The organism is Streptomyces solincola, from assembly GCF_002982015.1.
In the GTDB taxonomy this organism is placed as follows: Bacteria; Actinomycetota; Actinomycetes; order Streptomycetales; family Streptomycetaceae; genus Streptomyces; species Streptomyces solincola.
The window spans coordinates 1-15,477 of the sequence record NZ_PVLV01000056.1 but is presented as its reverse complement, the minus strand read 5'-3'; the positions used below and the strand labels follow the sequence as shown (position 1 = coordinate 15,477).

Here is a 15,477-nt window from a genome sequence, read left to right as displayed (position 1 = left end):
CCGCCGCGCCCGCGGGGTGGGCGGGTACCGCCGCCGGCCCGGACACGGCCGCACTGGAGCGGGCCATCGCCCACGTCCCCGACGACGACGTCACCGCCGCCCTGATCCGGGTCGGCGGCGACGGCTCCTGGACCGGCGCCGCCGGGCTGCGGAGCCTGCGCACCGGGGCCGCGGCCACCCAGGACCTGCGCTTCCGGGCCGGTTCGACCACCAAGGTGGTCACCGCCTCGGTCGTCCTCCAGCTCGTCGCCGAGGGGCGCGTCGAGCTGGACGCCCCCGTCACCCGCTACCTGCCCGGCCTGCTGCCCGCCTCCTTCACCGAGCCGCCGACCGTGCGCCACCTGCTCACCTGGACCAGCGGCCTCCAGGCCGGCGCGACCCTCGGCGAGACCCCCGAGGAGATGTACGCCCAGCGGTTTCGCACCCTGAGCCCGCGGCGGGTGGTGGCCACCGCCGTCGCCAAGGGGCCGGCGTTCGCGCCGGGGGAGCGGCAGGTCTACCAGAACATCGACTACACGGTGCTCGGCCTGCTGATCGAGAAGGTCACCGGCGACTCCTACGCCCACCAGGCCGAGCGCCGCGTGCTGCGCCCGCTGGGCATGCGCGGCACCGGCTTCCCGGCCGGCCCCGACCCGCTGATCCACGGCCCGCACCTGCGCGCCTACGCGGAGGTCGGCGGCCGGACCGTGGACGTCACCGAGTGGAACATGTCCGACCGGTGGGCGGTGGGCGACATGATCTCCACCACCGCCGACCTGGAGAAGCTGGTGCGCGGCCTGTTCGGCGGCCGGGTGGTGCCCGGGCCGCTGCTCGACCGGATGCTCACCGTCCCCGACGTCGCGGGCGCGACCCACGGCATGGGCCTCCAGCGCTTCGTGCACGACAACGGCACCGTGCTCTGGGCCAAGACCGGCTCCCGGCCCGGCTACCACACCGTGCTGGCCGCCACCCGGGACCTGCGGCGCACCGCCGTCTACGGGGCGACCGCGCGCAGCGCCCGCCACAACGGCCTCGGCCTCGCCTCCCGGTTCGCCCTGCCCGCCTTCAACCGGTAGCCGGCACGTCTCGCAGCGCGCCACACAGCGCCTTCCAGCGCCTCTCGCAGCGCCCCTCGCAGTGCTCTACAGCGCCGACAGCCGCTTCACGGCGTCCTGGAGGACTTCCGTCCGCTTGCAGAACGCGAATCGCACGAAGGGGTCGCCCTGGTCGCGGTGGTCATAGAACACGGCGTTCGGGACGGCGACCACGCCGCAGCGCTCGGGCAGCGCCCGGCAGAAGGCGGCGCCGTCGCTCTCGCCCAGCGGGCGGATGTCGGCGGTGACGAAGTACGTGCCCTGCGGCCGGAACACGCCGAATCCCGTCCGCTCCAACCCTTCCACCAGCAGGTTCCGCTTGGCCAGCAGGTCCGCCCGCAGGTCGGCGAAGAAGGCGTCGGGCAGCCGCAGCGCCTCGGCCACGGCGTGCTGGAGCGGTCCGCCGGAGACGAAGGTGAGGTACTGCTTGGCCGTCCGCACCGCCGCCGTCAGCTCCGGCGGGGCGGTCGTCCAGCCCACCTTCCAGCCGGTGAACGAGTAGGTCTTGCCGGCGGACGAGATGGTCACCGTTCGCTCCCGCATACCGGGGAGCGCGGCGATCGGCAGATGCTCGGCGCCGTCGTAGACCAGGTGCTCGTAGACCTCGTCGGTGACCACCAGCAGGTCCCGCTCCACCGCCAGCTCGGCGATCGCAGTCAGTTCCGCGCGGGTCAGCACGGTGCCGGTGGGGTTGTGGGGGGTGTTGAGCAGGATGAGGCGGGTGCGGTCGGTGACGGCCGACCGCAGCTCGTCCAGGTCGAGGACGAACCGGTCGCCGTCCGGCCCCGTCCGCGGCCGCAGGGTCACCGGCACGCGGATGCCGCCGGCCATCGCGACGCAGGCGGCGTACGAGTCGTAGTACGGCTCCAGCGCGACCACCTCGTCGCCCGGCTCGACCAGCCCCAGCAGCGCGGCCGCGATCGCCTCGGTCGCCCCGGTGGTCACCAGCACCTCGGTGTCCGGGTCGTACGACAGCCCGTAGAAGCGCCGCTGGTGGTCGGCGACGGCGGAGCGCAGTTCCGGGATTCCCGGCCCGGGCGGGTACTGGTTGCCCCGGCCGTCCCTGATCGCCCGCACCGCCGCCTCCCGGACCTCCTCGGGTCCGTCGGTGTCCGGGAAGCCCTGCCCCAGGTTGACCGCGCCCGTGGCGGCGGCCAGCGAGGACATCTCCGCGAAGATCGTCGTGCCGAACCCGTCGAGCCGGCGGTTGAGCGGCGGGCGCGGGGGTCGTACCGGTCGAGTCATGGGCGCCATCCTGCGGTGGGGTGCCGGACTTCCTCAAGTGTGCTCCCCCCGCGGCGCGGCCCCCGAGGGTCCCGAGCGCCCCTCGGCGGCTCCGGCCCTCGGCGGTTCCGCGGCTTCGCGGCTTCGCGGTTCCGGGCCGGAAAGCTCTGGAGTTGCTCAATTCCGATTGGGGCGGGTCGGCGGGCGGGCATCCCCCTGGCACGCAAGCACGGGGGACAACACGACGGGGGTGGGAGAGATGACGTTCGTCTTCATCATGGCCGCGGTGATCGTGGTGACGGGCTTCCTGATCGCGGTCGGCTCGGCGGGCCGGGTCCGGGCCGGCGGGGTCAAGGCCGGTGGCGGGAAGGCCGGCGGGGTCAAGGCCGGCTCGGGTCGGTCGCGGCGGCGCTCGTCGTCGGACAGCTCCGGGAGCTGGTGGGTGGCGGGTGACGGCGGGAGCTCGTCGTCGGGCGACTCCGGCGGGCACTCGGGCGGTCATTCGGGCGGCCACTCCTGCGGCGGCGGATCCTCCTGCGGCGGGGGCGGCTCCAGCTCCTCCTCCTGCGGGGGCGGAGGCGGATGCGGTGGCGGCAGCTGACACGGGGCAGCCGGCGCCACCGATCCAGGCGCCCGGCCGGTGCGCATCCGGCCGGGCGCCGTCTCGTCGTCCCGTAGCGTTGGTTCAACGGTGAACACCTGAACCGGCGGGTCCCCCGGTGGGTGGAAACCGCGCCAAGTGGGGTAAAAACGCTGTGAGTCCGTGCGCGGTTCGTGATTCGCTCGCTGTCGACACCACTCCGGCCCCTGGGCGTCGGACCGTTTCCGGCCGTGCCGGTGCGGTGACGCCGGATGCCCGGGCCCCTTCTGCCTCCTCCCGGGAACTCCCGGTCCACCCCGTCAAACCGTGTGTGCGGAGCCGACCCATGCTCACGACGCTGAAGACCGCCTATACCGACACCCGTGCCACCGACCTGGCGTGGGCGCTCGGCCGAGAGCCGCTGCCCGCGCTCGCCGTGCTGGACCTCGAACTGGCCGGCGCCCGCCTCCAGCTCAGGCTCCTCGGGGCCTCGCACCAGGTGCTGGTGGAGGAGGAGGGGGGCGGTCACTGCTCGGAGACCGTCGCCTGCATGCCCGGCAGCAGCACCCCGCTGCCCCTGGGGGTGTCGAAGAGGGTGGGGGAGTACGAGTACGAGTTCGCCGCCCGGGTCGAGACGCTGGGGCCCGGTTCGTTCGCGGGCCGGGCGCAGGAGCTGCTGGCTCTGGTGGCGGACCATCCCAACGGGCTGGCCGGCACCTTTCCCGGCTCCCCGCACGCCTTCACGGCGATGCTGGCGCACCGTCACGAGGGGCGGGTGCGGTGGCGGACCTGGCACGCCTACCCCCAGGACGGGCAGCTCGTCGCCACCCGCACCAGCATCGGCGTACGTATGCACGCGGGCGCGAGATAGACCCTTGTGGGTGACGAACCGCAATCGTCATGTGACGTAGCGTTGCTTGTGTGATCGAAGCACCGCAGGGCTCCCCGACCCGGTCGTCCGCACCGGGGCCGGGGCGTCATGAGCACGCCGGGGTGGCGCAGTCACCGCCGGGCGCGCCCGGGGTGCCCTTCGTCCGGCCGCGGGCCGCGCGGCTGCTGGTGCTGGCCGCGGTCTTCGTCTGCGCCGCCTGCGGCCTGGTGTACGAGTTGGAGCTGGTCGCCCTCGCCTCCTATCTGGCCGGCGACTCGGTCACCCACGCCTCGGTCGTGCTGTCGGTCATGGTCTTCGCGATGGGCCTCGGCTCGCTGCTCGCCAAGCGCCTGGTCAGCCGGGCGGCCGTCGGCTTCGGTCTGCTGGAGGCGGTGCTGGCGCTGGTCGGCGGCGCCTCGGCGCTGGTGCTGTACGCCGCGTTCGCCTGGCTCGGCCCCTCGCGCGTCCCGCTGGTGCTGTTCTCGCTCGCCATCGGGGTGCTGATCGGAGCGGAAGTGCCGCTGCTGATGACGCTCATCCAGCGCGTCCAGCGGCGGGACGGGCCGCCGGAGTCCCGGGGCGCGTCGGCCGAGCAGGACGCCGGCGGCACGGTGGCCGACCTGTTCGCCGCCGACTACGTGGGCGCGCTGGTCGGCGGGCTCGCCTTCCCGTTCCTGCTGCTGCCCTGGCTGGGCCGGCTCACCAGCGCGCTGGCCACCGGCGCGGTCAACGCGGTGGCGGGCGCGGTCCTGGTGCTGTGGCTGTTCGGCCGGGACCTGACGCCCCGCCAGCGCTGGCTGCTGATCGGCGTCAACGCCACCGTGCTGGCGCTGCTGGCCACCGCCGCCCTCCAGGTGGACGCCTTCGAGCGGGCGGCGCGGCGCGCGGTGTACGGGGACGGGGTGCGGGTCGCGGTGCACACCGGCGTCCAGGAGGTGGTGCTGGCGGGCGTGCCGGGCGAGCCGCCGGACCTGTTCCTGGACGGCCGGCTGCGGGTGCGCGGGCAGGACGAGCGCCGCTATCACCGGGCGCTGGTCCACCCGGCGATGCGCGGCCGGCACGCCCGGGTGCTGGTCCTGGGCGGCGGTGACGGGCTCGCCCTGCGGGAGGTGCTGGGGTACGCGGACGTGGCGTCGGTGACGGTGGTGGAGCTGGATCCGGGCGTGGTGCGGGTGGCCCGCACCGATCCCGCGCTGTCCCGGCTCAACCGCCGGGCCTGGGACGACCCCCGGGTGCGGGTGGTGCGGGCCGACGCCTTCGACTGGCTGCGGCAGGCCGCCGCCGGCGGCGGCCCCGCGCCGTACGACGTCATCCTCTCCGACCTGCCGGACCCGGACCTGACCGCCGGGGCCAAGCTGTACGCGCAGGAGTTCTACGGTCTGGCCGCCCGCTCCCTGGCCGACGGCGGCAAGCTGGCGGTGCACGCCGGGTCGCCGACCACCGGGGGCCGGGTCTTCTGGACGGTGGACGCCTCCCTGCGGGCCGCCGGCTTCACCACCCGCCCCTACCGCGCGGCCGGCCCGCGCCCTTCGTCGTCCGCCGCCGCCCCGGCGGACTGGGGCTTCGTGCTCGCGGCGCGGGGCGGCGGCCCGCCCGCGCCGAGCGGGCCGGACATCCTGCCCGTGCCGGGGCCGCCCGCCCCGGGCGTCCGGCCGTCGACCCTGGTGCACCCCCGGTACGAGGAGTAGGCGGCGGGCCCGGGGAGGCGGGGACCGCGGTACGCGGTGCGGGCGGCGCCCCGCTGGCCCGGCCGCCCCTCGTTTGCCGGGTGCGCGAGGCAGACGTGCGCGCACGGCGTGGGTAGGTTGGGGTCCATGGAGCATGAGGTGTTCGTGCCGCTGGCCGAAGAGAGCCTGCGCGAGGTGCTGGGGGACCCGGCCCGCCTGGCCCCCTGCGTTCCGGGGCTCCAGCAGGACGCTGACGCGTCCGCGGGGCCGCTGTCCGGCCGCCTCAGGGTGCGCGCCGGCGGGCACTCGATCACCTACCGGGGCGCCCTGCGGGTGGCTGCCGCGGATGACGGCTCCTACACGGCCGAGGGGGACGGCGAGGAGGTCCGGGGCACCGGGACGGCCAGGCTGGCGCTCACCGTGCGGCTCACCGCCGTCGAGGGCGGGACCACCCTGCACTTCGCCGGCGCCGTCACGGCGGACGGCCGGCTCGCCGAACTCCCGGACGACGCCGCCGTCTCGGCCGCGCACCGGCTGCTCGACCGGTTCGCGGAGTCGCTCACCGAGGTCGCCTCGGCTTCCCGGGACGACGGGGATGCCGCGGACGCCCGGGGGAAGGCGGACGAGGGCGGGCAGCCCGAGGAGGAGAGCGGCGCGCGGCGCGGGTCGGTGTTCGACGTGCCGGTGCCGCCGTCCTCGCTGGACCCGCGCGCGGACGGGCTGGACGGCGACGGGCCGGCCGGCGACGAGGTGGAGGGGGACGACATGGGCGGCGACGAGCCGGACGACGGCGACGAGGCGGCCGACCCGCTGTCGGTGGACCAGCCCGTCGAGGCCGCCCACGCCCGGCGGACGATGATCGGCCGCAGCGCCGAGGAGGTCGACCACGCCCCGCCGCGCGGCCGGTACGCGCCGCTGCCCGGCCCGGAGGCCGCCACCGCCTCCGGCGCCCTGCGCTGGCTGGTGCCCGCCGCCGCGGCCGCGGTCGCCTCCGCGGTGGTCATCGGGCGGGCGCTGCGCCGACGCCGCTAGCCGCGCGCTGTGCCGCCGCGCGCCGCTTCGCGCCAGTAGGCTCGGGCAGCGTGACGAACAGCAGGAGCAGCAGCGGACAGGACGTCAGGCTCACCGCGGGCGAGGCCGAAGTGACGGTGGACCCGGCGAACGGCTGCCGGATCAGCAGCCTGCGGATCGCCGGTACCGAACTGCTCCGGCAGGGCGACCACTACGGCTGCTTCCCGATGGTCCCCTGGTGCGGGCGCATCGCCGAGGGGCGCTTCCGCGACGGCGCGGTGGAGCACCAGATGCCGCTCAACGCCGCCCCGCACGCCATCCACGGCACCGGGCGCGACACCGCCTGGCACACCGCCCGGGCCACCGGGACCGAGGCGTCCTTCTTCTACGACCTCGCCAAGCCCTGGCCGTACGAGGGACGGGTGACCCAGAGCGTCGAGCTGACCGAGGACGCCCTGACGCTGCGGCTCGGCGTGGAGACCTACGGCGACTCCTTCCCGGCCCAGGTCGGCTGGCACCCCTGGTTCCGCCGCCACCTGGACGAGAAGGAGGGCCCGCGGGAGAGCGGGGCGCTGCTGGAGTTCGCGCCGGCCTGGCAGGAGGAGCGCGGGGCCGACCATCTGCCCACCGGCCGCCGGATCGATCCGCTGCCCGGGCCCTGGGACGACTGCTTCGGGGTGCCGGGCGGGCTGGCGGCGACGGTGACCTGGCCGGGGGCCATGGAGCTGAAGCTGACCAGCCGCGCCGAGTGGGTCGTGGTCTACGACGAGCAGGAGGCGGCGGTCTGCGTGGAGCCGCAGTCCGGGCCGCCCAACGGGTTGAACACCGCGCCCGCGCTGGTGACGCCGATCGAGCCGCTGGAGCTGGCCGCCACCTTCACCTGGCGGCGGCTTGCCTAGTCAGGCCGCTTAAGCTCAGGAGCATGACTGACGTACGAGCCGACCTGCTCCAGCAGATCAAGGACAAGGCCGTGGTGCACGGCAAGGTGACCCTCTCCTCGGGTCTGGAAGCCGACTACTACGTGGACCTGCGCCGGATCACCCTGGACGGCCAGGCGTCCCCGCTCGTCGGTCAGGTCATGCTCGATCTGACCGAGGACCTGGAGTTCGACGCGGTGGGCGGGCTGACTCTCGGCGCGGACCCGGTCGCCACCGCGATGCTGCACGCATCCGCCGCCCGCGGCCGGCGCCTCGACGCGTTCGTGGTCCGCAAGGCGGCCAAGGCGCACGGGATGCAGCGCCGGGTGGAGGGCCCGGACATCAAGGGCCGCCGGGTACTGGTGGTCGAGGACACCTCCACCACGGGCGGCTCCCCGCTCACCGCCGTCGAGGCGGTCCGCGAGGCCGGGGCCGAGGTGGTCGCGGTGGCCACCATCGTGGACCGGGCGACCGGCGCGGCGGAGAAGATCAGCGAGACGGCGGGGGTGCCGTACCGGTACGCGTACGCCCTGGACGAGCTGGGCCTGGCCTGACGCGTTCGCTCATGGGCGGGGCGGCGTTGTTTCACGTGAAACACGCCGCCCCGCGCCGTATGACCCCGCAAGGCCCGCGTACGTCACGGTCGCCGTACGACCGCCGCATTCCCGCCCGGTCCCGCCGGTTTCGGACGCAGAGCGGATGCCGGGTGGAGCCTCGGGGGGCATCTGGAAAGATGGGGGCGACGATGACGTCGCCCCCAGGTCAGGGACACCACGCAACACCACCCGCGGATCACAAGGAGCGGACCATGCCCATCGCAACCCCCGAGGTCTACAACGAGATGCTCGACCGGGCGAAGGCAGGCAAGTTCGCCTACCCGGCCATCAACGTCACCTCGTCGCAGACTCTGCACGCCGCCCTGCGCGGTTTCGCGGAGGCAGAGAGCGACGGCATCATCCAGATCTCGACCGGTGGTGCGGAGTTCCTGGGCGGTCAGCACAAGAAGGACATGGTGACCGGCGCGGTCGCCCTGGCCGAGTTCGCCCACATCGTGGCGGAGAAGTACGACGTCACCGTCGCGCTGCACACCGACCACTGCCCCAAGGACAAGCTGGACGGCTATGTGCGTCCGCTGATCGACGTCTCCGCGGAGCGCGTGGCCCGCGGTGAGAACCCGCTCTTCCAGTCGCACATGTGGGACGGCTCCGCCGAGACCCTCGCCGACAACCTGGAGATCGGCCAGGAGCTGCTGGCGAAGGCCGCCGCCGCCAAGATCATCCTCGAGGTCGAGATCACTCCGACCGGTGGCGAGGAGGACGGCGTCACCCACGAGATCAACGACGAGCTGTACACCACCGTCGACGACGCGATCCGCACCGCCGAGGCACTCGGCCTGGGCGAGAAGGGCCGCTACCTGCTCGCCGCCTCCTTCGGCAACGTGCACGGCGTGTACAAGCCGGGCAACGTGGTGCTCCGCCCCGAGCTGCTGAAGGACCTCCAGGAGGGCGTCGGCGCCAAGTACGGCAAGGCGAACCCGTTCGACTTCGTCTTCCACGGCGGCTCCGGCTCCACCACCGAGGAGATCACCACCGCGCTGGAGAACGGCGTGGTCAAGATGAACCTGGACACCGACACCCAGTACGCCTTCACCCGCCCGGTCGCGGCCCACATGTTCCGCAACTACGACGGCGTGCTGAAGGTGGACGGCGAGGTCGGCAACAAGAAGACCTACGACCCGCGCACCTGGGGCAAGCTGGCCGAGGAGTCGATGGCCCAGCGCGTCGCCGAGGCGTGCGCCGCCCTGCGCTCCACCGGCACCAGGCTGAAGTGACGCAGTAACGCTGTGACGCAGTAACGCTGTGACGCGGCCGTACCCGCTCGCGGGCCCGGCGCCGCTCGACGCGGTGCCGGGCCCGCGGCGTGCTCGGACGCGGTGCGGGGCGCGTGACGCGGGTGGGTGACACTGGGGGCATGGCCATCCACGAGAACCTGCTGGGGGGACCTCCCCCCACCCGACTGCCCGACGACCCCGAGCCGCGGGAGCTGCTCGCCGGGGGCGCGGCGCCCGCGGACGTCGCGGCGGAGTACCCCTCCTCCTCGCTCGCCTGGGCGCAGCTCGCCGACGACGCCTTCGAGGGCGGGCGGGTCGTCGAGTCGTACGCCTACGCCCGGACGGGCTACCACCGCGGTCTGGACGCGCTGCGGCGCAGCGGGTGGAAGGGCCACGGGCCGGTGCCCTGGGAGCACGAGCCGAACCGCGGCTTCCTGCGGGCCCTGCACGCGCTGGCGCGGGCGGCCGGGTCGATCGGTGAGCAGGCGGAGTTCGAGCGCTGCTCGGAGTTCCTGCGGGACTCCTCGCCGCTGGCCGCCGACACCCTGAGCTGACCCTGAGCGACCTGCGCCGACGCGCACGACGGGGCCCGGCGCGGGCGGCGGTGGCGCCCACCGCCCGCACCGGGCCTCGCACACACGGTCGGGTGAACCGTGTCATGATGCGAGCGGGGCCGGCGTAGACCTGAGGGAGGCGCGGCCCCGAGGGGACCGGGGCTCTCCAGCCGACTGGACGGAGCGGACCGCTACCCGGTAGCACGCATTGATGGAGACAGTTATGTCGACTGCCCCCGATGCCTCAGCGGCCGGTTCGGAGACCCCGAACCTGGACTTCGCAGGCACCACGCCGTACGAGGACTACGTCCAGGCGGACGTCCTCACCCACCTCCAGCATCCGCTCTCGGACGATCCGGGCGAGATGGTGTTCCTGGTGACCACCCAGGTCATGGAGCTGTGGTTCACCGTGATCGTGCACGAGTGGGAGACCGCGAGCCGGGCGCTGCGCGAGGACCGCATCCCGGTGGCGCGGGACGCGCTGAAGCGCTCGGTGCGCGAGCTGGAGGCGCTGAACGCCTCCTGGACGCCGCTCGGCCAGCTCACCCCGGCCCAGTTCAACTCCTACCGGTCCGCGCTCGGCGAGGGCTCCGGCTTCCAGTCGGCGATGTTCCGGCGGATGGAGTTCCTGCTCGGCGACAAGTCCGCCTCGATGCTCGTTCCGCACCGGGGCGCGCCGCGGGTGCACGCCGAGCTGGAGAAGGCGCTGTACGAGCCGAGCCTGTACGACGAGGTGCTGCGGCTGCTGTCCCGGCGCGGCCTGCCGGTGCCGCACGAGCTGCTGTCCCGCGACCTGTCGCAGAGGTACGAGCCGTCGCCGGCCGTGGAGGAGATCTGGGCGGGCATCTACGCCGACCCGGACCAGAACGGCGAGCTGGTGCGGCTCGGCGAGGCGCTCACCGACGTGGGCGAGCTGGTGTGGCGATGGCGCAACGACCATCTGATGGCGACCCGGCGGGCGATGGGCTCCAAGACCGGCACCGGCGGTTCGGCCGGGGTGGCCTGGCTGGAGAAGCGGGCCCGCAAGAACGTCTTCCCCGAGCTGTGGACGGCGCGCAGCCATGTCTGAGACGGCGACGGCCGTCGGGGCCGAGGGGCTGGGCGCGCGCGCCCGGGAGCTGGACGCGGTCGACCCGCTGGCCGGGCACCGCAAGCTGTTCGCGCTGGACGAGGAGACCGTCTACCTGGACGGCAACTCGCTGGGCGCGCTGCCCGCGCACGTTCCGGCCCGGATGGCGGACGTCATCGGCCGCGAGTGGGGCGAGCTGCGCATCCGCTCCTGGGACGAGAGCGGCTGGTGGACCGCGCCGGAGCGGGTCGGCGACCGGATCGCGCCGATCGTCGGCGCGGCGCCGGGCCAGATCGTGGTCGGCGACTCCACCAGCGTGAACGTCTTCAAGGCGGTGGTCGGCGCGGTTCGGCTGGCCGGCCCGGAGCGGGACGAGATCCTGGTCGACGCCACCACCTTCCCCACCGACGGCTATCTGGCCGCCTCCGCGGCGCGGCTGACCGGGAGGCGGCTGGTGCCGGTGGCCCCGGGCGAGGCGGCCTCGGCGGTCGGGCCGCGCACCGCCGCGGTGCTGCTCAACCACGTCGACTTCCGGACCGGCCGGCTGCACGATCTGCCGGGCCTGACGGCCGCCGTGCGCGCGGCCGGGGCGCTGGCGATCTGGGACCTGTGCCACAGCGCCGGCGCGCTGCCGGTCGGGCTGGACGCGCACGGCGTCGACCTGGCGGTGGGCTGCACCTACAAGTACCTCAACGGCGGCCCCGGCGCGCCCGCCTTCCTGTACGTGGCCGAACGCCACCAGGCGGCCTTCGACTCGCCGCTGCCGGGCTGGACCTCGCACGCCGACCCGTTCGGGATGACCCCGGAGTACGCGGCGGCGGACGGCGCGGTGCGCGGCCGGGTCGGCACGCCGGACATCCTGTCGATGCTGGCGCTGGAGGCGGCGCTGGACGTCTGGGACGGGGTGGCGGTGGAGTCGGTGCGGGCCAAGAGCCTGGCGCTGACCGACTTCTTCCTGGAGTGCGTGGCGGCGTACGTGCCGGCCGGGCGGGTCGTCCCGGTCACCCCGGGGGCGCACGCCGAGCGCGGCAGCCAGGTGTCGCTGAGCTGCCCGGACGCGCCGCGGGTGATGCGCCGGCTGATCGAGCGCGGAGTGGTCGGCGACCTGCGCCGCCCCGATGTGCTGCGGTTCGGCTTCACCCCGCTGTACGTCGGTTTCGCCGACGCCGAGCGAGCGGCCCGGGTGCTGGCCGAGATACTGGCGGAGCCGGACCCGGACCCGGGCACGGAGACGGGCCCGGTGCAGGCGGAGACGTCGGGCGCCTGACAGCGGCACCGGCCCGCCGGGCCGGGGGCCGCCGCGCGTACGGAAGCAGCCGCCGTGCGCGGCGGCCCCGCGCCGTACCCGCCGCCGGTGCTGGTACCGTCCCGGCAGCCCGGCCCCGTCGGGCCGGTCTGGCCCCGTCGGGCTGGTCAAGCCCCTTGGGCCGGTCTGGTCCCTGGGACCGGTCTGGCCCCCGGTACCGGTCCGGCCCTTGGGCCGGTCGGACAGCCGGACCGGTCGGGGCCTGCCCGTCTGTTCGGCCCCATCAGTGAAAGGCCCCGCAGCATGACCGACGCCGCCGACCGCGCCGCCGACCGCGCCGCCGCACGTGAGGCCACACGTGAGGCCGACCGCATCGCCGCGCGTGAGGCCGACCGCGACGCTGCCTGCGCGGCTGACCGCGACGCCGCGCGTGAGGCCGCCGAGGAGGCGTCGGCCTTCTCGCATCCGGTCGTCGCCCCGGACTCCACCGCCGCCTACGGGGACCACCCGGACCAGGTCGTGGACTTCCACGCGCCCCGGGGCGTGCGGGCCGGCCGGGCCCCGCTGGTCGCCGTGCTGCACGGCGGGGCGTGGCGCGCCCGCTACGACCGCCTGCACGTCACCCCGTTCGTGGACTTCCTGGCCCGGCGCGGGTTCGCGGTCGCCAACATCGAGTACCGGCGCGGGGACGGTGCCGCGGACGACGTCGCCGGGCGCTGGCCGGAGACCTTCGACGACGTGGCCGCCGCGCTGGACGCGCTGCCCGCGCTCGCCGCCCGGGAGCTGCCCGGCGCGGACCCGGGCAAGCTGGTGCTGACCGGGCATTCGGCCGGCGGCCACCTGGCGCTGTGGGCCGCCGCCCGGCACGTGCTGCCGGCCGGCTCGCCCTGGAAGCCGGCCGGGCCGCCCGCGCTGCGCGGGGTCGTCGCCCTGGCCCCGATCGCCCACCTGGTGCGCGCCGCCGAACTGGACGTGTGCGGCGGCGCGGTGCGCCAGCTCCTCGGTCCCGACACCCCCGGTGAGCGCCTCGCCCGAGCCGACCCGGCCGCCCTGCTGCCGACCGGGATCGCCACCACCCTCGTGCACGGCCGCGCGGACACCGTGGTCCCGGTCGCCGTCGCCGAGGCGTACGCGGACGCGGCGGCCGAGGCCGGCGAGACGCCCGCGCTCACCCTGCTGGACGGCGTCGGCCACTTCCCGCTGATCGACCCGGAGGCGGACGCCTGCGCGCTGGTCGCCGAGGAGATCGCCCAACTGGCCTGGTGAGCGTCGCCGCCCCGGGGCGCGCCGTCACCGCCGTAGTACCTGGGAGGGACGCCGAAGGATCCGCATCCAAGGTGACGACCCCGCCCCCGTCCCCGTTTACCGTTTTGCACGTGACCGACACCAAGACCCGAAGCCCCGAGTACGCCCTCGCCCAGGGCCTGCTGCGGGGCCTGCGCGAGGAGCTGTTCGGGGACGTCCTCGCCTACCGGCTGCTGCCCCCGATGCGCACCGACGGCCCGGTGACCCGGCGGCTGCCCGGGCGGATACGCGCCTACGCCGGCTACCTCCCGCACGCCGTCCTCGCCGCCACGGCGTTCTGGGTGGCCGGCCTCGCCTGGAGCACCGGCGCGGGGCTCGGCGGGGTGGTGCCGGCCGCTGCGATCATGCTCACCCTGGTGCGGCCGGTCGCCGCGTTCTGGCTGTCGATGCTCTCCGCCCCCTTCGTGCTCGTCCTGGGCCGCGGGGATTGGTACGACTGGCCGTGGACGCCCTCCTCCTTCATCGCCCACCTGATCGTCCTGGTGGTGGCCGCCGCGCGCACCCGGCCCCGGGCAGCCGTCTGGATGTGGGTGATCACCACCCTCTACGGACCGGCCTCGCAGGTCGTCCTCGGCCGGGGGATCACCTCCAACGCCTTCGCCATGACCGCCCTCTCGGCCTTCTTCCTGCTGGTCGTCGCCCTGCTCCAGGTGCGCCGCCAGGCCACCCGGGAGGTCGTCGCCGAGCGGACCGTCACCCAGCAGGAGCGCTCCCGGCGCACCCTGCTGGAGGAGCGCACCACCATCGCCCGCGAGCTGCACGACGTGGTCGCCCACCACATGTCGGTGGTCGCCATCCAGGCCGAGGCCGCGCCCTACCGGGTGGAGAACCCGCCGCCCGAGCTGGAGCAGGCGTTCGTCACCATCCGGGAGAACGCGGTGGCCGCGCTCGCCGAGCTGCGCCGCATCCTCGGCGTGGTCCGCGCCGAGGACTACGAGGCCCCCGACGCGCCCCAACCCACCCTCGCCGACCTGGACGGCCTGCTGGCCAACGTCCGCGACGCCGGGCTGACCGTGGAGGCCGCGGTCACCGGGGCGCGGCGCGAGCTGCCGCAGGGCGTGGAGCTGTCCGCGTACCGCATCGTGCAGGAGGCGCTGAGCAACGCGCTGCGCCACGCGCCCGGCGCCGAGGCCCGGGTGGAGGTGTCGTACGTGCTCGGCGGGCTCGGGCTGCGGGTGGTCAACGGGCCGCCGCGCGGACTGGTCAAGCCCTCGCCGGGCGCCGGGCACGGCATCACCGGCATGCGCGAGCGGGTGGCGATGCTGGACGGCGAGATGACCGCCGGACCCACCGAGGACGGCGGCTACGAGGTGGCCGCCTGGCTCCCCGTACCGATCGTGCCCGCCCCCCGGGACGCCGCCGCCGACCGCGCCGCTTCCGACCGCTCCGAGGAGGTGTCGTGAGCACCATCCGCGTGCTGATCGTGGACGACCAGGTGATGGTGCGGGAGGGCTTCTCCGTCCTGCTGAACGCCATGCCGGACATCGAGGTCGCCGGGGAGGCCGTCAACGGGCGGGAGGCGGTCGCCCAGACCGCCGTGCTGCGCCCGGACGTGGTCCTGATGGACATCCGGATGCCGGAGATGAACGGCATCGACGCCACCCGGGAGATCGTCGCCGCGGACGGCGACGCGAAGGTGCTGGTGCTCACCACCTTCGACCTGGACGAGTACGTCTACCAGGCGCTGCGCGCCGGGGCGTCCGGCTTCCTCCTCAAGGACGCCTCGGCCCGGCAGCTCGCCGAGGGCGTGCGGGTGGTCGCCGCCGGGGAAGCGCTGCTCGCGCCGACCGTCACCCGGCGGCTGATCACGGAGTTCGCCAAGTCCGCCGAGCCGGCCCGCCCGGCGGCCCAGGCGCAGATCGGGGACCTGACCGAGCGGGAGACGGAGGTGCTGGTGCTGATCGCCCAAGGCCTGTCCAACGGCGAGATCGCGGACAAGCTGGTGGTGGCCGAGTCCACCATCAAGACCCACGTCAGCCGCATCCTGGTCAAGCTGGGCCTGCGCGACCGCACCCAGGCCGCCGTCTTCGCCTACGAAGCCCGCCTGGTCACCCCGGGCTGATCCGCGATCCCGGCCGGCTCGCGCCCCCGGCCGCCCACCAGGGGCGCGGGGCGGGGGGCGCGCCGAG

At 74.8% G+C, this 15,477-nt stretch carries 15 protein-coding genes; 14 read left to right on the top strand and 1 reads right to left on the bottom strand.

Features of this window, described 5'->3' with window-relative positions; all coding sequences use genetic code 11:
- Positions 1–1,055: serine hydrolase domain-containing protein (locus C6N75_RS04350; RefSeq protein ID WP_105867503.1), on the top strand; the 1,055-nt coding region annotated here is incomplete at its 5' end.
- A gap of 66 nt (positions 1,056–1,121) precedes the next feature.
- Here C6N75_RS04350 and C6N75_RS04345 read toward each other — a convergent pair.
- Positions 1,122–2,318: a pyridoxal phosphate-dependent aminotransferase gene (locus C6N75_RS04345; protein WP_105867502.1), complete on the bottom strand. Its 1,197-nt coding sequence runs from the start codon at positions 2,316–2,318 to the stop codon at positions 1,122–1,124.
- A 238-nt stretch (positions 2,319–2,556) separates the two neighbouring features.
- Between C6N75_RS04345 and C6N75_RS04340 the strand changes: the two genes are divergently transcribed.
- From C6N75_RS04340 to C6N75_RS04280, 13 genes are all read left to right on the top strand, one after another.
- Positions 2,557–2,898: a hypothetical protein gene (locus C6N75_RS04340; protein WP_105867501.1), complete on the top strand. Its 342-nt coding sequence runs from the start codon at positions 2,557–2,559 to the stop codon at positions 2,896–2,898.
- A gap of 325 nt (positions 2,899–3,223) precedes the next feature.
- The gene (locus tag C6N75_RS04335; protein WP_105867500.1) at positions 3,224–3,748 is read left to right on the top strand and encodes a DUF2617 family protein; all 525 of its coding nucleotides are present in this window, start codon (positions 3,224–3,226) and stop codon (positions 3,746–3,748) included.
- Positions 3,749–3,870: 122 nt separating this feature from the next.
- Complete coding sequence (locus C6N75_RS04330; protein WP_407703191.1) at positions 3,871–5,436, top strand: polyamine aminopropyltransferase; 1,566 nt, start codon at positions 3,871–3,873, stop codon at positions 5,434–5,436.
- A gap of 126 nt (positions 5,437–5,562) precedes the next feature.
- Positions 5,563–6,447, top strand: coding sequence for an SRPBCC domain-containing protein (locus tag C6N75_RS04325; RefSeq protein WP_105867498.1), 885 nt, complete (start codon positions 5,563–5,565; stop codon positions 6,445–6,447).
- A 50-nt stretch (positions 6,448–6,497) separates the two neighbouring features.
- On the top strand, positions 6,498–7,325 hold the full coding sequence (locus C6N75_RS04320) for an aldose epimerase family protein (RefSeq protein ID WP_105867497.1): 828 nt from the start codon (positions 6,498–6,500) through the stop codon (positions 7,323–7,325).
- A gap of 23 nt (positions 7,326–7,348) precedes the next feature.
- A complete protein-coding gene (gene pyrE, locus C6N75_RS04315; protein ID WP_105867496.1) occupies positions 7,349–7,897 on the top strand; it encodes an orotate phosphoribosyltransferase in 549 nt (182 codons plus the stop codon).
- A 254-nt stretch (positions 7,898–8,151) separates the two neighbouring features.
- On the top strand, positions 8,152–9,174 hold the full coding sequence (fbaA, locus tag C6N75_RS04310; protein ID WP_105867495.1) for a class II fructose-bisphosphate aldolase: 1,023 nt from the start codon (positions 8,152–8,154) through the stop codon (positions 9,172–9,174).
- A gap of 140 nt (positions 9,175–9,314) precedes the next feature.
- Positions 9,315–9,728: a DUF3151 domain-containing protein gene (locus C6N75_RS04305; RefSeq protein WP_105867494.1), complete on the top strand. Its 414-nt coding sequence runs from the start codon at positions 9,315–9,317 to the stop codon at positions 9,726–9,728.
- Positions 9,729–9,951: 223 nt separating this feature from the next.
- Entirely contained in the window at positions 9,952–10,797 is an 846-nt protein-coding gene (locus tag C6N75_RS04300; protein ID WP_105867493.1) for a tryptophan 2,3-dioxygenase family protein, read from the top strand.
- Positions 10,790–12,064 carry a kynureninase gene (gene kynU / locus C6N75_RS04295; RefSeq protein ID WP_105867492.1) on the top strand — a complete coding sequence of 425 codons (1,275 nt, stop codon included), beginning with the start codon at positions 10,790–10,792 and terminating at the stop codon, positions 12,062–12,064. Before C6N75_RS04300 ends, kynU begins: the two co-directional genes overlap by 8 nt.
- Before the next feature lie 282 nt (positions 12,065–12,346).
- Complete coding sequence (locus tag C6N75_RS04290) at positions 12,347–13,309, top strand: alpha/beta hydrolase family protein (RefSeq protein ID WP_105867491.1); 963 nt, start codon at positions 12,347–12,349, stop codon at positions 13,307–13,309.
- A gap of 104 nt (positions 13,310–13,413) precedes the next feature.
- On the top strand, positions 13,414–14,751 hold the full coding sequence (locus C6N75_RS04285) for a sensor histidine kinase (RefSeq protein WP_105867490.1): 1,338 nt from the start codon (positions 13,414–13,416) through the stop codon (positions 14,749–14,751).
- A complete protein-coding gene (locus C6N75_RS04280) occupies positions 14,748–15,410 on the top strand; it encodes a response regulator (RefSeq protein ID WP_105867489.1) in 663 nt (220 codons plus the stop codon). The genes C6N75_RS04285 and C6N75_RS04280 overlap by 4 nt, the downstream gene beginning before the upstream one ends.
- Positions 15,411–15,477 lie beyond the last annotated feature (67 nt).